Origin of the sequence: Streptosporangium sp. H16 (assembly GCF_051918855.1) — a bacterium.
Classification (GTDB): Bacteria; Actinomycetota; Actinomycetes; order Streptosporangiales; family Streptosporangiaceae; genus Streptosporangium.
This window is the reverse complement of record NZ_JBPXMD010000030.1, coordinates 24,324-39,230: the sequence shown is the minus strand read 5'-3', so window position 1 is coordinate 39,230 and position 14,907 is coordinate 24,324. Positions and strand designations below refer to the sequence as shown.

The window sequence follows — 14,907 nt, the reverse complement described above, 5'->3', positions numbered from 1 at the left end:
CCCGCAGGTGCTCGGACACGGCTGCTTCCGCAGTAGGTCGGCTTGGCCCCCGGCGGGTCCTGCACAGGGCGGGCCGGGATCAGCCGGCGGTGCAGGTGACGGTGGCTCCGGCGCCGGTTCCGTTGCCCTGGAACCCGAAGTTGGTGCTCTGTCCGGCCGCCAGCCGCCCGTTGTAGCTCTGGTTGGTGACGGCCACGGTGCCGCTGGTGCCGGAGTTGACGCCGTTCCACAGGGAGGTGATCGTGGCCCCACCGGGCAGGGCGAGGGCGACCCTCCAGCCGTTGATCGCGGCGCCGCCTGCGGTGACGTTGACGGCGGCGACGAACCCGCCGGCCCATTGGTCCTGCACCGAGTAGGTCGCCGAGCAGCCCTGGGGCCCGCCGCTGGGCGTCGGGGAGGGGGACGGGGACGGGCTGACGGTGGGGGACGGGGAGGGGGTACCGCCGTCGAGCGTGAGGTTCTTCTGCTGGATCTGCCACTGGGTGTTGCACAGGCCGCAGTTGGGGCCGACGAAGTTGGCGCCGGCCATCGTGTCGCCCTTCAGCCGCCACTTGAGGTACAGCACCGCCACGCGGCCGAACTCGCCGCCGTTGGGCTGGCCGTAGGTGCCGCCGTGCCCGACGTTCAGATTGCCCATGAACGCGGGCAGCCCCGCAGGCAACTTGCCCCAGTCGTCGACGGCGTTCGGGTAGGCGATGTCACTGGGCCCACCGATGAAGTAGGCGATCGGCTTCGTCAGCCGCCTGAGCTGGTAGTCGTCGGCGTCGTTCAACAACCCGCTGCTGAAAATGGTGGTCGTGGTGATACGTGGGTCGTTGGAGACGGCGTAGGCCTCCAGCCCCCCGCAGGAGAAGCCCCCTGCGGCGATCTTGCTGGTGTCGAGCCTGCCGTAGTACTTGCCGCCCTGGCGGCTGTTCTCCGCGACCGCCCAGTCGATGGACTGGGTGAGCATCTGGGACGTCGTCGAGCCGGAGCCGTTCGGGCTGCCGCTGGCGATGGCCAGGAATCCGTGCGAGGCGATCTCGCGGAGGAAGTTCAGCTGCGACGTCCCGTTGGCGGAGCAGCCTCCGTTGCCCCACACGAAAACGGGAAGTTTCTCGGACGGGAGGCTTTCTGGCCGGTAGATGGTGTGATTGGGCAGGCCGGTCGAGGTCTCGTAGCCAGCCGGATAGGGACCCGAGTTGAGGGCCGCCGCGGCGCTCGGCGTCATGGTGAGCGCCACTGTTCCGGCACCGACCGTGGCGACCACGGCCGCCAGTACCGCGCTGATGATCGAGCGTTTTCTCATTTCGCCCTCCAAGGGTGTCAAGACAGCGCTCTACGTCCGATGTGGCATGCGCGGCGCACGCCGGCAGAGCCCGACGGAGCCCGACAGCGGCACGACCACTCCCACCGCGGCCAGGCCGGCCGGCGCCGACCGAATCTGAAGATCGATGTGGCGGGCCATCGACGACAAGTCGCGCTCGTGTCAGGCGGAACGAGCCGACGAGATCAACGTGCAGTTACTATCACTGCGGTAATAAAAAGTGTCAAGCAAGCGCACTCAGTCGGTTGAGCGGTACGCGCCCTGGCGGCCGGGCAGTCGTTCAAGTGAATGAAAGTTTCTTTCAGCCGTCCCCGCCGGCCGGGGCCGATACGGAGTTCTCCGATACCTGAAAGTGGGTGATCCAGGACGCGGCGTCCGGCCAGTACGGTGTCGCGACCCGGATGAGCCGCGCCTCGGCGAGCGAGCCGAGAGCGGAATGGATCTCCAGCATGAGGTCCCTGGCAGCCTGGCGGGGCCACGGTGCCGGCAGGAGGTGCTCGGGGAGGTTCGGGTCGATGTCGGGGAACTTCCGCCAGGAATCCATGACGGAGGTCCGGGCCACCAGCGCCCGGGTCGCGTCGACCTCCCCGTTGCGGACGGCCACCCGCAGGTCCGAATACCGCGCGATGAAGGCCTCGTAGGCCGAGGCCAGACCGGCCAGATCGTAGGCGGCGGCCGGACCGTGCGGGCCGGTCTCCTCGTCGAAACGGGCGTGCATCACCGACCATCGACTACCGTCGACGTCGTTCAGGATGTCGTGCAGCGCCTGAGTCACCGGACCGGAGCCGGATCCGGGCCGGATCCACACGCTGTCGTACAGCCGCGCGAAACCCAGCGACCCCAGAGCCTTGCGGACCGCGTGCCGTGGGGCCTGGCCGGACTGGGGGATCGAGAAGGAGACCGTCACCCAGTCGCCGGTCCACCGCGGCGGGCGTGCGCCGAAGCTCAGAAAGTGATCCATCCGGGAGCGATGCCTGGCGATCGCCTGAGGCGTGAGGTGGTACACGGGCGGCCGCCCGGATCCCCGCACGGCGATCAGTCCACGCTTGGTCAGCCGGGACAACGCGGCCCGCGCGCTGGACTCGCTGATGCCGAACTCCCTGAGCATCGCGACCACCGCCACCGACGGAAGGTCGGCGTCCGAGGAGTCGAGGTACTCACCGAGCAAGGTCGTCAGCAGGTGCTGCGGGTTGGGGCCGGCCTGTGCCCGCGGGGCTCCGACATCGTCCGAAGACACGTGGACACTCACGTCATCAGCTTGCCTCACGACAACGCCCAAGCCACTCTCCTCTCAACGAGTGGCACAAGAATCCAAGGACCCGCCTCCACAGGACCACGGGCACACCGCTCGGTTTCGCACGCCTCACCAGGTGTCCCGCCCGCCTCCGCAGGACCAGGGGCACACCAGAGCCTCCACCGAACCTGGATCGCTTCACTCGTCCGGGCACCTCTGTGACAAATGTTCCGCGCCGCGTTCAGGACCGGGCCGCCCGCTCCGGCGTTCGGACCGCGCACAGGCCGGTCGCCGTCCTCATGCCGACGCCGGCGGTCGGCCTGCACCGCCGCAGAAAGCGATCTCCCGCTCAGTCGACGGTCATCCGCTACCCTCGCTCAAGTTGATCGTTTCCGGGAGAGGGTGCCGTGACGCAGGAGCCCGGATCAGAAGCGCGATCACCGATGGCGGCGGTGCCGCGCTTCGGTGCGGTTCTGGCGGTGTCAGGGCCGGTGATCCTGATGACGTTCGGAGCCGGCAGACAGAGCGTCGGCTGGTTCTGTTCCGCGACGGGTTCCGCCCTCTACCCGCCGGAGGGTCCTTACGCGCTGGTGAACGTGCCGGGAGAATTGCTGTTCTGGGGTGTTCTCCTGCTGCCGGTCGTCGTGGCCGGTCTTCTCCTGCGCGGGTCACGTCGGGCCATGCTCACGGCGGTCGCAACGGTCGGCGCTGTGCTCGCGCTCGGACTCTTCATCGCGTTTCTTCTGCCGGGCCTTGACCCGTGCACCGGACAGGAGCGTACGGCCGTACCGCCCTGGCTCTTGATCGTCTGCTATTCGGTGGCCGTGGGGGCGCTGCTCCTGGCGGCCCGTTCACCGCTGCATCGGGGACCGCTGCCCGCAAGATGGCACGGGACCATCCTGTGGGCGGGAGCCGTCGGCGCCGCGGTGTGGGCTGCGGCATTTCACCGCTTCCCGGTCACGTTCGGCAGGTTTCTCACGGTCGTCTACACCGGCGCCGAGGCGTCGGAGTCGTTCTGGAACGACCTCGCATGGTGGTCCGGTTGTGCCGACATGATCGGCCTACCGGTCGTTCTCGTCGCGTTGGCGGCAACCGCGAGAGCGGCGGCCTCCGCCCGATGGGAACGACCGGCCGGCACCATGGTCGCGGCGGTTCTTCTCCTCTTCCCGCTCCTCGACGTCGCGGAGTACGTCCGCTGGTACGGCGAGGACATCCAGATACCCCTCGTCGATTCGGTGCGGTGGCACCTGCTTCTCGCGGCCGTTCTCGTCGTGTCAGCCGTCTGGAGCCCCCGGCAGCGGATCTCCTGGGCCGGAACCGTTCGCCTGGCGCGGCACATGATCCGCGGGCAATCGAAGGACGTGATTCCCGGACGGGCGAAGAACGTCGCCGTCGCGGTCGTGATCGCGGCCACCGCCGTCTGGCTGGTCCTCTCGTCCTTCGCCCCGACACGGTAGGAGGAGCGCAACGACACAGGTTTCACCCGGCACAGAGCAACATCTACGCCAAAGCACTTGGTCACGAGTGAACGACGCCACCCAGGTCGGCGAGTTCGCGGCCTGGTCGGACAGCAGAGGCGGGCTGATGGGATGTGATCGTGTAAGGCGGTGTCGCTGTACAAGCCGCCGTGCATCGTTCAGCGTGACCGATCGACGGCGGCGGCTCGTATGCTGATCTTTCGTCGTAGGCGGAGGCAACGGACACAGACACCGTTGATCGGCTACACATGCTGATGCGCTCTCACAGCGCGCGCAGATCTTGATCCCTGTCTGCCCGTCACCATCGGTGACCTGCATGTGGCGGCGACGATCGACGTCAGGTGGGCCTGGCCTCGTCCAACCGCGACAATCGTCGTTGACCGGACCACAGCCGAACCGAGGTTTCAGCAGGTGCGGAGCATGTTGAGCAAGGCCACCTTCTCGTTGCGGGTCACGAAGAGCCGGTAATGACCCTTCACCGTGATCCACGAGGTCGCGTACCGGCACCAGTGGGCGCGACGTTGCGGGCGCCAGCTCTGCGGGCCTTTGCCGCCTTTGGCGATGTTGGCGGAGTGGCTGACGGTGAGCAGTTCGGGGCGGACCAGGTCGTTGGCGAAGGCGCGCCGCTTGGCCTGGCTCCATCGTTTGGCGCCCGAGCGCCAGGCGTAGGCGAGCGGCACCAAGTGGTCGACGTCCACGTACTTCTCGCTCTTCAGCCACTTGCCGTCGTACGGGCTGTACCAGCGCCCCTTGACCGGTTGGCAGGCCGCGTTGCGGCGTACGTTCCGCCCGTCTCGGGCCAGGACCATCTCCCGCGTGTTGCACCTGCTCTTGCGGTGCGCCGATCGGGACTGGAACCGCTCGCGGCCGTAGCCCCGGATGGACAGGGGCCTGGCGACCTTGAGCTGAGCCAGCATGCGCCGGGCGAGGGCCGCGGACTCCGCCTGTGATCGCTTGCGCGGTTCGGCCGCCGCCTGCGGGGTGGTGAGGACGGCGGTGATCGGGACGAGCACGAAGGTGAGTACGGCGGTGTGGGCTGCACGTCTCAGGAAGATCATGACTTTACCTATACCCGACGATATCCCTGACCCAGCAATCGGCAGGAGCGGCCAGGCCTGGTCGGGGCGCTGACAACATCTGTCCCCGGGCGACCGGGCCCAACTACGCCGCCGAAATCAGCCGCCGCACCTCACCATAGGAGGACACCGGATGACCAGCCATGACCCCCTTGCGGACAGCGAGGTCTGGGATCCCTTCGGCACATTGCGCCGCGCATTGTGGATCGGCGGTGGCCAATGGGCCGGAAAGTCGACCGTGGCCCGGCTTTTGGCCTTCCAACATCGCATCACCGTCTATCACTACGACTACCACGACGCCCGCGGCCACAACGATCGCCGGATCGCCCGTCGCGTCGACCTCGGCGAGCCAGCCATCAAGCCCGACCCGGACAAGATGTGGGTCCACACCACCCCGGAGGAGATGGCCACCACGACCCTGGCCGGTTTTCCGGACCGGTTCGAGTGGGCTCTGGACGACCTGCGCGCGCTCGTCTCAGGCCACCCGATCATCGCCGAAGGCTGGGGACTTCGCCCCGAACTCGTCGCACCCATCATCGACTCGCCGCGCCGGATGGTCGTCATGGTGCCCACGCCGGAGTTCCGCCAACACCAGCTCCAGGAACTACCGCGTGCCGCCTCGCTCGGGCACCGCGTCAGCGATCCGGCCTGCGCACAGGCCAACCGCCTCAACCGGGATCGCCTCGTCGCGGAGGACGCCGTCCGCACCGCCCACCAACTCGGCATCCGTGTGATCGAAGTCGACGGTTCCCGCGACGCCGCCACGATCGCGGGGATCGTCGCCGACCATTTCAGCCCCTACCTCCCGGGGCAAGATCGCAAGTCTTGATCAATAGAGGTATTCAGGGGATTCCGATACCCGGCGTCACCATTACATCTGATGGAGGGGGGCGAGCGGGCGGCGCCGGCAGCGATCTCCCCTGGTCAGGCTACGCGTCACAGCCTAGTCGGTGCCGCACGAATTCTGGATGGGCATCGCCGACATCGATGCTGTTCTCATCAAGAGCGTTAGAGATGTGGAAACGGCCGGCATCGAAGACGAACTCCACAGCGAGGGTGCCGTCCGCCAGGTCATGACAGGATGGCCGCCACTCAAGCAGAGCGACTTCACGCAGTTCCAGGCCGACGAACGGCTCAAGCCGCTCGTCGGCGCTGGACCACGCCGGGGTGAACTCGGCCCACTCCCAGCCACTGATAGCGACCGTCGTGTCGATGGTGTTCCAACCGATCGACAGCTCATCGAACTTCGAGTGGCAGATCTCAACCTGGACACCGTCGAAGTCCAGGACGATCGGGCAATCGGCGTACCAGTCCCCGTCCTCGACAAAACGTACGAGCGCGAATTCCGTCAGACGTCGGCCGCCAAGCGCGGCCAGACCTGGCCCGTGTCGCTCACGGACGGCTTCAAGTCCGACGAGAAAGGTCGGCTCGAAGCCGGAAATCCCCATCACGTTAGGCAATTGTCCAGGCTCCTTACGGAACCGGCCAGTCGATCCGTCGTGACCAAAGGTGAACTGGCCGACACACTTGGAGCCCCAATAGGCTCGTATCATGATCCGCGCTGTGGTCTTCGACGTCGGCGAGTGCCTGGTGGACGAGAGTCGCGAGTACGGCACCTGGGCCGACTGGCTCAACGTCCCCCGCCACACCTTCAGCGCCGTCTTCGGCGCGACCATCGCTCGCGGCCTCGACTACCGCGAGACGTTCCAGGTGTTCCGGCCGGGCTTCGACCTCTACGAGGAACGCGAGAAGCGCGCCGCCGCCGGACAACCAGAGACCTTCGACGAGGGGGACCTGTACACCGACGTCCGGCCAGCCCTCGCCACCCTGCGCGACGATGGGCTCTGGCTCGGAATCGCAGGCAATCAGACTGTCCGCGCGGGCCGGATCCTGCGCGAGCTGTTCACCGCCGATGTCGACCTCATCGGCACCTCCGACGACTGGGGGGCCTCCAAGCCGGATCCGGAGTTCTTCAAGCGGGTCGCCGAAGTCGTCCCCTTTGAGACACACGAGATCCTGTACGTCGGCGACCGCCTGGACAACGACGTCCGCCCGGCGATTGCAGCCGGGATGCGTGCCGCGCTGATCCGGCGCGGTCCATGGGGGGTGATCCAGCAGGCCGACCCGGACGCCGACCGCGTGCCCTCGCTGCGGATCGACTCCCTGGCCGAACTACCGGACAAGGTGCGCGCGCTCAACGCTGCAGCGCGATGAGGGTCGTACGCCATTCGTACAACCGATCGTCCAGTTGCGTGACGCACTCGCGGTCACCCCACGGCTCCAAGGCCCGCCGCACCTCGCGGATCCGCTCCATGCCCGTCGCGTACCACGTGATCGACAGCTGATCGAGCGCCTTACCCGCGCGGGCACAGGCGGCCTCCGGATCCCCCTCGGCCGCGGCGACCGCGGCCAGGTCCCCGAGCACGACGGTGCGCTGTTTCCTGTGCTCCTCGGGCAGATTCTCCAGAACCTGCAGCAGCGTCTGTTTGGCCTGAGGAAGATGACCAGCCTTGAGCTGGGTGTTGCCCTTGAAAGCGGCCAGCCGGATCGGCGAGAACCAGTCGAACCACTCCGGCAGCGGGGTCTCGTCGACGCCGACCAAGGCGTCCTCCGCGTGGCTGACGGCGCGCAGCGCCTCCCGGTGCTTGCCGCATCGCGTCTCGCACTCGGCTTCCACCGCGTACAACCACGCCGTGAACAAGGCAGGCACCGCATCGGCGCGGCGCGCGTAAGCGCGGGCAGCACGCAGCCTCTCGGCCGCGCCGTCCCGATCTCCCGCCCACCCGGGCACGAACGCCGAGTGCCCCAGAATGGCGGCACCGAGCAGCTGTTCGTCAGCGACACCGGCCGCCTGCAGAGCCTCGACGAACCTGGCGTCGGCCTCGGCCGGTTGCCGCAGGTCGAAGAACTCGATGCGTCCCACGAGCAGCAGCGACTCAGCCAGAGCCGCCGCGAGATCTCGGCGAGGCCTGCCGCCCATCTCGCTCAGGAGCTGAGTTCCGAACCTCGCGTGCTCCGCTGCGGCGGAGCGGATCAGGGGCGGCTGGACACGCCAGTACAGCCGCCGGTACGCCCTGGTCACCGCCGCGTAGTCCACCGCCACCGCGGCGGGCTGCGTCGCGGCCGTCGGGGTTGAGGGCGGCAGCGGCAGCACGACAGGGTGAGTGGCCGCCCCAGACCGGACCGGCGCGGCCTGGCTGGAGTGATCACCCCAGGGCGGAGTAAACCCGAGCTGGTCGACCGACATACCGAGCGTGTGCTCCAGCAGGCGCTGATGCACCGCGTGCGGCCACGGCGGAGTGCTGCTCTCCCAGCGACGAACCTGCCGGAGACTCACCTCCGCATCGGCCACGCCAAGCTCGGTGCCGGCGCGAGCGAGCGCGTCGACCAGGGCCTGCTGCGAGGCGTACCCAGCGTGCTGGCGAGCCGCCTTGAGCTTGACGTTGCCTGACTCTCTGGACACGGCGGCCTCCATGGTTAATCCATTGAAGGACTTCAGAGTACCTAAAGGTCCTCTGAGTGGACAGAAAGATTTGTATATGACCTATGCAGGTCCTACAGAAGTCCCCTCAACGGCCTTCCAAAGGCCACACGGTAACTCCAGCATTACAGACAGCGAGTTCCATCGCCTACAAAACGAGCCCGTCCGGCGCTGCACACGACCGAACGGGCTCTTGATCAGGAAGGTTCTCCTGACCCGATGAACAACCCTATTGCTCCGGTTCTCGACCGGGTCGCGGTGGGTGGCTGTGCCTGCTTCGCCGACGCGTCACCGCTGCCGATGGGATGCGCCGTCTGCGGACACGCCCCCTACGCCCACCACTGCCCCGGCCAGGCCGCCGACCACGAGTACGCGCAGCCGACCGGCACGCTGATGGCCCAGCGTCTGGAGGCGCGCCGCCGCACCGGCCCGCAGCCCTTCCCTCTGGCCGAGCAGCCCATCATCGTGGCGCCCGCCGAGGTCATCCCCCTGATCCCCGCGCAGCGCCGCTCCGAGCCGCCCGCACCGGCCGCTCCCACCGCACCCACGCCACTGCCCAAGCGGATGCCCTCCCCCTTCCCCCGCTCGGCCCTACGGCCCGCCGCCACCGCACCGGCCCGACGCGACGACAGCCGACGCCCCGCACTCCGCCCGGTCGAGACGCGAGCCGACCGCGCGACACGCCTGGCGCTCGCCCGCGATACCCTCGCCCACCGCAGGGCCCGCATCGCGGCCCGCGCGCACGACCACAGTGCCTCATCTCCGAGCATCGGCTTGAAATCGGCCACCTGGCCGCTCACCCCCCAGACCCTCCGGCCGGGATCCGCCGTCGCCCCCGGCCGGGGCCGGCCCCCGGACGCCCCTCCGCCCCGACGGCACCAGCCCCACCGCTGGGAGGTCGCAGCATGAACGCGACCCCGCAGGGCAACCTCATGAGCAGGCGCGGCGGTGGTCCAGCTTCCCAGGCGAACGCCGCCGCGCCGTCAACCGCAGCCGAGCAGCCGACCGCCGTCCAGCTCGCCGAGGACCTCGCCACCGTCCTGGGCAACGTCTACGGCATCTCGGCCGACGTCCACCCCCTCGCCTCCGGCAACGCCGTCGTGTCCGTCTTCCTCGGTCTGCTGGCCTACACCGACGGCAAGAACTTCTGGTGGACCAGCCTCGAACTCAGCGACTCCGGCTCGCCCGTGCTCAGCTCCGCGTTGACACTGCCCATGGCTGCGGCCCAGCTCGCCGAGCATTACGTGATCCTGCGCGCCCGCCCCGCCGCCAGCATCCTGGAAAGCGAACTTCCGCTGCTGGCCGACGTGATCCCGGCGCAGCATGTTGTCCCGCGCTGACGCCGACGCGGCATGCGCCGCCAAGCAGGTGCAACAGTACGCGCCGACCTGGCTGGTCATGTGGAGCCTGCGACACCGCCGGTTCGAGGCATGGCAGTGTGCCGACCCACGTGAGTGCCACATTATCCACGCCCAAAGCGCCGCCGAACTGTGGGACCTCATGCAGCAGGCCGAAGTCGAGCCGCAGCGGATCTCACCACCGCCGCTCCTGGCCCTGAGGCTCGTTCCCCACCCCCGCGTCCTGCCCATAGGACCCGACGAACGAGTCCCATTTCACCACTTCCCGCAGGAAAGAGGCCGGTCGTGATCCCGTTCCACGACACCCCCGCAGGCGACCGGGTGGACGCGTCCATCCGGCGTCCCGGCGCGATCACCGCCCTGAGGCGTCTGCGAACCGAGCTGCACGAACACCGGATCTACCCGGAGATCTCCTACGACGAAGGCCCGCCCCGCCTCGTGGTCAGCTCGAAGCTGATCGTGTGGACCGACCACAACGGCGAGTTCTTCACGTGGGGCGCCACCTTCATGGAAGAACCCGCCGAGTCCGCTGCGGCCGATGACGTGCCGCAGGTCGCGACCCGGATCGCCGAACAACTCGGCGAGCACCACACTGAGCCGAGGACGGCTCCATGAACAGCGCGGCGGCACGGCGAGTGGCCTCCCGTGCCGTCGCGCTCACGACTCCCCTCCAGTGGAGGTACACCATCAGGGGCCGCCCGCGGAGGCAGACGCGACCGTACGACCTCCTGCTTGGAAGGGCGTGACCTCGGTCGAAATGATGGTGCCCCGTCAGCTCTTTCCAGCGGAGCACCATCCGACGACGGGAAGATGGGGCTGTTCGGCATGGTGTTCAACCATGATGGCAGCGCGTTCGTCCGCTCCCACGCCTGGGGAAGAGCGCTCCGCCCCCGCCACCCTCGGTGCCCGCGTCGCCGCCGACCTGCTTCACCAGGGCGCCCGCAACCTGATCATCGCCACCCGGAAATGATCTCCGCGAACACACAATCCGTCCCCGAGCAGGGGCCATACGACTGCGCTGTCACCACCCACCTCCTTGTGCTCGACGAAGCGGGGCGGTGGCTTCTATCGCGTACCGCTCGCGACCATACCCGCTGGCAGCTGCCTGGCGGGCGGGTCCGGCGTGGTGAGAGCCCGGCCGCCGCGCACCGCGAAGCCGCCGAAGAAACCGGCCTGCTGGGCTTGCGCACCGAACGCCTCCCGGCCGTCGCGTGGGTTCTCGCCGACAGCGACGAGCGTCATTACCGGATCGCAGCGGCGACGGTCACAATGACGCCGAGGGCGATGACGACCAGGGAGCCCCTGCCCCAGGGAATCGCCGCGAACTCCACTCAACCGCCTCTCGAATAGACACGGCTCACGCCGATCAGGTGACCACATCCGGCCAACAGTAACCCGAAGAGCGAACTCGGGCGTCACACACGCACCATCGCGTAACGGGAGAAGCCATGACCTATCCGCCACAAGGCCCCTACGGACAGCAACCACAGCCCCACGGATACGGGCCTGTCCAGATGACGACCGTGCGCGAACGCGGCTTCAACCCGATCACGTTCATCGTCCACGCCTGCCTGTGGTTCTTCATCCACTGGTGGGTGACCGCCCTCACCCTCGGCTTGTGGCTCATCGTCGCCATTCCGGTCACCTTCATCGGGTGGCGGGTCACCCGCACCATCCCCGTCCAGCATGCGCCCGGTTACTACCCGCCACCGTACGGTCGCTAGGACCTGTTTTCAAAGAGTGTGTGGGTGAGCTGGCTGGTCAGCGAGTGCGTTGAAGGTCGGCCAGCCAGTCACAGACATAGGGAAGCGCCCTGTTAGCAAGAAGCCAGGACGATCAAGAAACCAAGAAGGCCCCTGACGGCGTAATGCCTGTTCAGGGGCCTTCTTGCATGTGTGCGGCCGGAGGTACTCGAAACCCCAACCTTCTGATCCGTAGTCAGATGCTCTATCCATTGAGCTACGGCCGCTCGCTGCGTAAGCAAGCATAGCGGGTTTTGGGCGATGCCTCGAACCGGTTAAACGATCGCCCTCTGATCCGCGCGTCGACGCCGGGTTCCTCGGTGGGGACGGGGATCCGGGCAGGGGCCGAAGAGGCCGTACCTCGGCGGGCGGGCTGGGCGGCGTGGAGGATCGAGGTGAGGACGCCGGGGAAGCGGATCTCCATCTCGGCGAGTCGGAGCTCGTGACGGCGGAAGCCGCCTTCCGGGGTGACGCGGAGGAGGCCGACCTCGCTCCCGGCGTCAACGGCTCTTCTCGGGAGATTCCGCGGTACCCCTACCGCGCCCGGGGCATCGTCGGCGCTGATGAGGTGCCGAGGAGCCGGATACATCCTTGTGTGTACGGGTGACCCGTCCCGCGCCGGAGCCGCGGGCCGCGTCGGGGTGATGAGATGGGAGGCATGAGACGAGACGACGCGCTGTGGGCCGTGGCGTGCTTCGTCAGCGGTCTCCTCCTGCTCGCCGCGGGCGCCTACCAGCATCGATGGGCCTCCGCTCCGCTGCTCGCCGGGCCGCTGGCGATCGCGTGCGCGGGGGTCGCGGTACGGCGGAGCAGGCCGCTGCTCTCGCTGGGACTGGGGGTCGTGGCCTTCCTCGGCGACTTCGCCATGGGCCCGTCCCTGGGCACGGTGCTGATCATCACGGACAACCTCTACGCGGGGGTCAGGTACGGTCCTCGGGCGCTGGGCCGGTGGATGCTCGGCATCACCTCGGTGATCGCCGTCGTGGCGGGCGTGATCGCGGGGGCCCTCTTCAGGCACTGGTCGGCCGCCGCCATCTTCCTCGTCCAGGGCGGCCTGGTCGGGGTGACCCCCGTCTTCACCGCCATGCTCACGAGGCAACTGCAGGACCAGGCGCTGTCCGAGCGCGCGAGGGCCGAGCAGGTGGCACGGCTGGCGGAGCTGGACCGGGCGGCGGCAGTGCAGGCAGAGCGGACCCGGATGGCGCGGGAACTGCACGACATGATCGCCAACCACTTCAGTGCGATCGCCATCCAGTCCACCGCCGTCCTCTCCCGCAGGGACCTGGACGCGCGAGCCGTACGGGAAGTGCTGGCGTCCATCAGGGAGAACAGCGTCGAGGGCATGAGCGAGATGCGCGCCATGATCGGGTTGCTCCGGCAGGACGGCGAGGAGCCGGAGGCGACCAGGCGGCGGTTGGCCGAGGCCGGAGAGCTGGCCGAGCGGGCGCGGGAGGCGGGACTCGACGTCCGGATGCGCGTGAACGGCGAGGCAAGGGAACTGCCCGCCTCGGTCGACCTGGCCGGTTACCGGATCGTCCAGGAGTCGCTGACCAACGCGCTCAAGCACGGCGGCAAGGCCGCCGACGTGGTGATCGGATACCGGCCGGGGCTGGTCACGCTGACCGTGGACAATCCGATCGACGGCGCGGGGCGGGGGCTTCCCGGCGCGGGTGCGGGGATCATCGGCATGCGGGAGCGTACGGCCCTCGTCGACGGGGTCTTCGAGGCCGGGCCGTACGACGACGGCTGGCGCGTCCGCGCCGAACTGCCCACCCGGGAGATCACATGACCACCCGACCGCCCACCCGGGAGACCGCATGGCGACCCGGCCGCCCGGGATATCGCATGACGACCCGACCACTCGGCCTGGGGATCGCGTGACCACCCGACCGCCCGCCCGGGAGATCGCATGACCATCCGAGTTCTCGTCGCCGACGACCACGCGGCGGTCCGTGCCGGGATCGTCCTCATCCTCGACGGCCACGAGGACGTCGAGGTCGTCGGCCAGGCGGCCAACGGGGAGCAGGCCGTCGCGATGGCCCTCGACCTCCGTCCCGATGTGGTCCTGATGGACATCCGGATGCCGAAGCTCGACGGGATCTCCGCGACGCGCGAGCTGAGCGGGATCACCGACGTGCTGATCCTGACCACGTTCGACCTCGACGAGTACGTCTTCGGGGCGCTGCGGGCCGGAGCCGCCGGGTTCCTGCTCAAGAACACCGACGCCGACGCCCTGGTGGACGCGGTGCGGGTGGTGGCCAGGGGCGAGGGGCTCATCGCGCCCGCGGTCACCCGGCGGCTGATCTCCGCCTTCGGCGCGTCGGTGCCCGAGCGCAGGTCGTACGAGGTCGACGGTCTCACCCCGCGCGAGCGCGAGGTACTGGCCTGCATCGGGCGGGGCCTGTCGAACGCGGAGATCTCCGCGGAGCTGGACATGGCGGAGGCGACCACGAAGACCCATGTCAGCCGGTTGCTGAACAAGCTGGGTCTTCGCAGTCGCGTTCAGGCCGCGATCCTGGCCCAGGAGCTCTCCACCGAGAAGTGACCCGGCCCGGCCCGCAGGCGCTCCGCCGAGAGGTGACGCGCCCTGGTCAAGAGCCCTCCGCCGAGAGGTGACGCGGCCTGGCCGGGAACCCTCCGCTGGGACGCAACCCCTGGTCGGGTGCCCTCCGCCGGGAGGTGACGCGGCCTGGCCGGGAGCTCTCCGCGAAAACCCGGTCAGGAACCCTCCGTGGAAAGGCGATCCGGGAGAGCTCTGGTCAGGAGTCCCCTGCCGGGACGTACAGGGAGAGGGTCTCCGCGACGCAGGCCGGTTTCTTCCCGCCCTCGATCTCCACGGTCATGCGCACGTTCGACAGGTATCCCGAGGGGGTGCCCTTGAGGTCGACGAGCTCGGCTCCGGCGCGGATCCGCGCGCCGACCGGGACCGGCGCGGGGAATCGGACCTTGTTGAGCCCGTAGTTGATGCCCATGGCCAGGCCGCCCACCTGGATCAGTTCCGTCATCAGGGAGGGCAGCAACGACAGGCTCAGGTATCCGTGGGCGATGGTGGCGCCGAACGGCCCCTGCTTCGCCCGTTCCACGTCCACGTGTATCCACTGGTGGTCGTCGGTCGCGTCGGCGAACAGGTTGACCTGCTCCTGGGTGATCTCGCGCCACTCGGTGTAGCCGAAATGTTCCCCGACGGCGGCCTTGAGCTCGGTGATGTTGGCGAAAGTTCTCATGTCCGGAA

At 68.4% G+C, this 14,907-nt stretch carries 17 protein-coding genes and 1 tRNA gene; 11 read left to right on the top strand and 7 right to left on the bottom strand.

The window, feature by feature from the left end; genetic code table 11:
* Positions 1–79: 79 nt before the first annotated feature.
* Positions 80–1,288 (bottom strand): cellulose binding domain-containing protein, encoded by a 1,209-nt coding sequence (locus ACTOQ2_RS34675; protein WP_440105047.1) that lies wholly within the window; start codon positions 1,286–1,288, stop codon positions 80–82.
* 319 nt (positions 1,289–1,607) lie between these two features.
* Positions 1,608–2,543: a PaaX family transcriptional regulator gene (locus ACTOQ2_RS34670; protein ID WP_440105046.1), complete on the bottom strand. Its 936-nt coding sequence runs from the start codon at positions 2,541–2,543 to the stop codon at positions 1,608–1,610.
* A 497-nt stretch (positions 2,544–3,040) separates the two neighbouring features.
* Here ACTOQ2_RS34670 and ACTOQ2_RS34665 point away from each other — a divergent pair, with 497 nt between their 5' ends.
* On the top strand, positions 3,041–3,997 hold the full coding sequence (locus tag ACTOQ2_RS34665; protein ID WP_440105045.1) for a hypothetical protein: 957 nt from the start codon (positions 3,041–3,043) through the stop codon (positions 3,995–3,997).
* Positions 3,998–4,422: 425 nt separating this feature from the next.
* Here ACTOQ2_RS34665 and ACTOQ2_RS34660 read toward each other — a convergent pair whose 3' ends face one another.
* Positions 4,423–5,076, bottom strand: coding sequence for an HNH endonuclease family protein (locus ACTOQ2_RS34660; RefSeq protein WP_440105044.1), 654 nt, complete (start codon positions 5,074–5,076; stop codon positions 4,423–4,425).
* 151 nt (positions 5,077–5,227) lie between these two features.
* Here ACTOQ2_RS34660 and ACTOQ2_RS34655 point away from each other — a divergent pair, with 151 nt between their 5' ends.
* Entirely contained in the window at positions 5,228–5,923 is a 696-nt protein-coding gene (locus ACTOQ2_RS34655; protein ID WP_440105043.1) for a hypothetical protein, read from the top strand.
* A 100-nt stretch (positions 5,924–6,023) separates the two neighbouring features.
* Here the strand turns inward: ACTOQ2_RS34655 and ACTOQ2_RS34650 are convergent, their stop codons facing one another.
* Positions 6,024–6,554 carry a hypothetical protein gene (locus tag ACTOQ2_RS34650; protein WP_440105042.1) on the bottom strand — a complete coding sequence of 177 codons (531 nt, stop codon included), beginning with the start codon at positions 6,552–6,554 and terminating at the stop codon, positions 6,024–6,026.
* A gap of 91 nt (positions 6,555–6,645) precedes the next feature.
* On the opposite strand from ACTOQ2_RS34650, the gene ACTOQ2_RS34645 reads away from it, so the two are divergent.
* Positions 6,646–7,308 carry an HAD family hydrolase gene (locus ACTOQ2_RS34645; RefSeq protein WP_440105041.1) on the top strand — a complete coding sequence of 221 codons (663 nt, stop codon included), beginning with the start codon at positions 6,646–6,648 and terminating at the stop codon, positions 7,306–7,308.
* Here ACTOQ2_RS34645 and ACTOQ2_RS34640 read toward each other — a convergent pair.
* Positions 7,289–8,557 carry a transcriptional regulator gene (locus ACTOQ2_RS34640; protein WP_440105040.1) on the bottom strand — a complete coding sequence of 423 codons (1,269 nt, stop codon included), beginning with the start codon at positions 8,555–8,557 and terminating at the stop codon, positions 7,289–7,291. The two genes, ACTOQ2_RS34645 and ACTOQ2_RS34640, sit on opposite strands and share 20 nt — an antisense overlap.
* A 237-nt stretch (positions 8,558–8,794) precedes the next feature.
* Between ACTOQ2_RS34640 and ACTOQ2_RS34635 the strand changes: the two genes are divergently transcribed.
* From ACTOQ2_RS34635 to ACTOQ2_RS34610, 6 genes are all read left to right on the top strand, one after another.
* Complete coding sequence (locus ACTOQ2_RS34635) at positions 8,795–9,484, top strand: hypothetical protein (protein ID WP_440105039.1); 690 nt, start codon at positions 8,795–8,797, stop codon at positions 9,482–9,484.
* Positions 9,481–9,915 (top strand): hypothetical protein, encoded by a 435-nt coding sequence (locus ACTOQ2_RS34630; protein ID WP_440105038.1) that lies wholly within the window; start codon positions 9,481–9,483, stop codon positions 9,913–9,915. The genes ACTOQ2_RS34635 and ACTOQ2_RS34630 overlap by 4 nt, the downstream gene beginning before the upstream one ends.
* 303 nt (positions 9,916–10,218) lie before the next feature.
* Positions 10,219–10,548 (top strand): hypothetical protein, encoded by a 330-nt coding sequence (locus ACTOQ2_RS34625; protein WP_440105037.1) that lies wholly within the window; start codon positions 10,219–10,221, stop codon positions 10,546–10,548.
* A gap of 223 nt (positions 10,549–10,771) precedes the next feature.
* Entirely contained in the window at positions 10,772–10,903 is a 132-nt protein-coding gene (locus tag ACTOQ2_RS34620) for a hypothetical protein (RefSeq protein WP_440105036.1), read from the top strand.
* Positions 10,900–11,283: an NUDIX hydrolase gene (locus ACTOQ2_RS34615; protein ID WP_440105035.1), complete on the top strand. Its 384-nt coding sequence runs from the start codon at positions 10,900–10,902 to the stop codon at positions 11,281–11,283. The genes ACTOQ2_RS34620 and ACTOQ2_RS34615 overlap by 4 nt, the downstream gene beginning before the upstream one ends.
* Positions 11,284–11,447: 164 nt before the next feature.
* Complete coding sequence (locus ACTOQ2_RS34610; protein ID WP_440105034.1) at positions 11,448–11,657, top strand: hypothetical protein; 210 nt, start codon at positions 11,448–11,450, stop codon at positions 11,655–11,657.
* Positions 11,658–11,829: 172 nt separating this feature from the next.
* Here the strand turns inward: ACTOQ2_RS34610 and ACTOQ2_RS34605 are convergent.
* Positions 11,830–11,902, bottom strand: a tRNA-Arg gene (locus ACTOQ2_RS34605).
* Positions 11,903–12,333: 431 nt separating this feature from the next.
* On the opposite strand from ACTOQ2_RS34605, the gene ACTOQ2_RS34600 reads away from it, so the two are divergent.
* Together ACTOQ2_RS34600 and ACTOQ2_RS34595 are read left to right on the top strand one after the other, a co-directional pair.
* Complete coding sequence (locus ACTOQ2_RS34600; RefSeq protein ID WP_440105033.1) at positions 12,334–13,464, top strand: sensor histidine kinase; 1,131 nt, start codon at positions 12,334–12,336, stop codon at positions 13,462–13,464.
* A gap of 120 nt (positions 13,465–13,584) precedes the next feature.
* Positions 13,585–14,220: a response regulator gene (locus tag ACTOQ2_RS34595; RefSeq protein WP_440105032.1), complete on the top strand. Its 636-nt coding sequence runs from the start codon at positions 13,585–13,587 to the stop codon at positions 14,218–14,220.
* 214 nt (positions 14,221–14,434) lie between these two features.
* Here ACTOQ2_RS34595 and ACTOQ2_RS34590 read toward each other — a convergent pair whose 3' ends face one another.
* Positions 14,435–14,899: a MaoC family dehydratase gene (locus ACTOQ2_RS34590; protein WP_440105031.1), complete on the bottom strand. Its 465-nt coding sequence runs from the start codon at positions 14,897–14,899 to the stop codon at positions 14,435–14,437.
* Positions 14,900–14,907 lie beyond the last annotated feature (8 nt).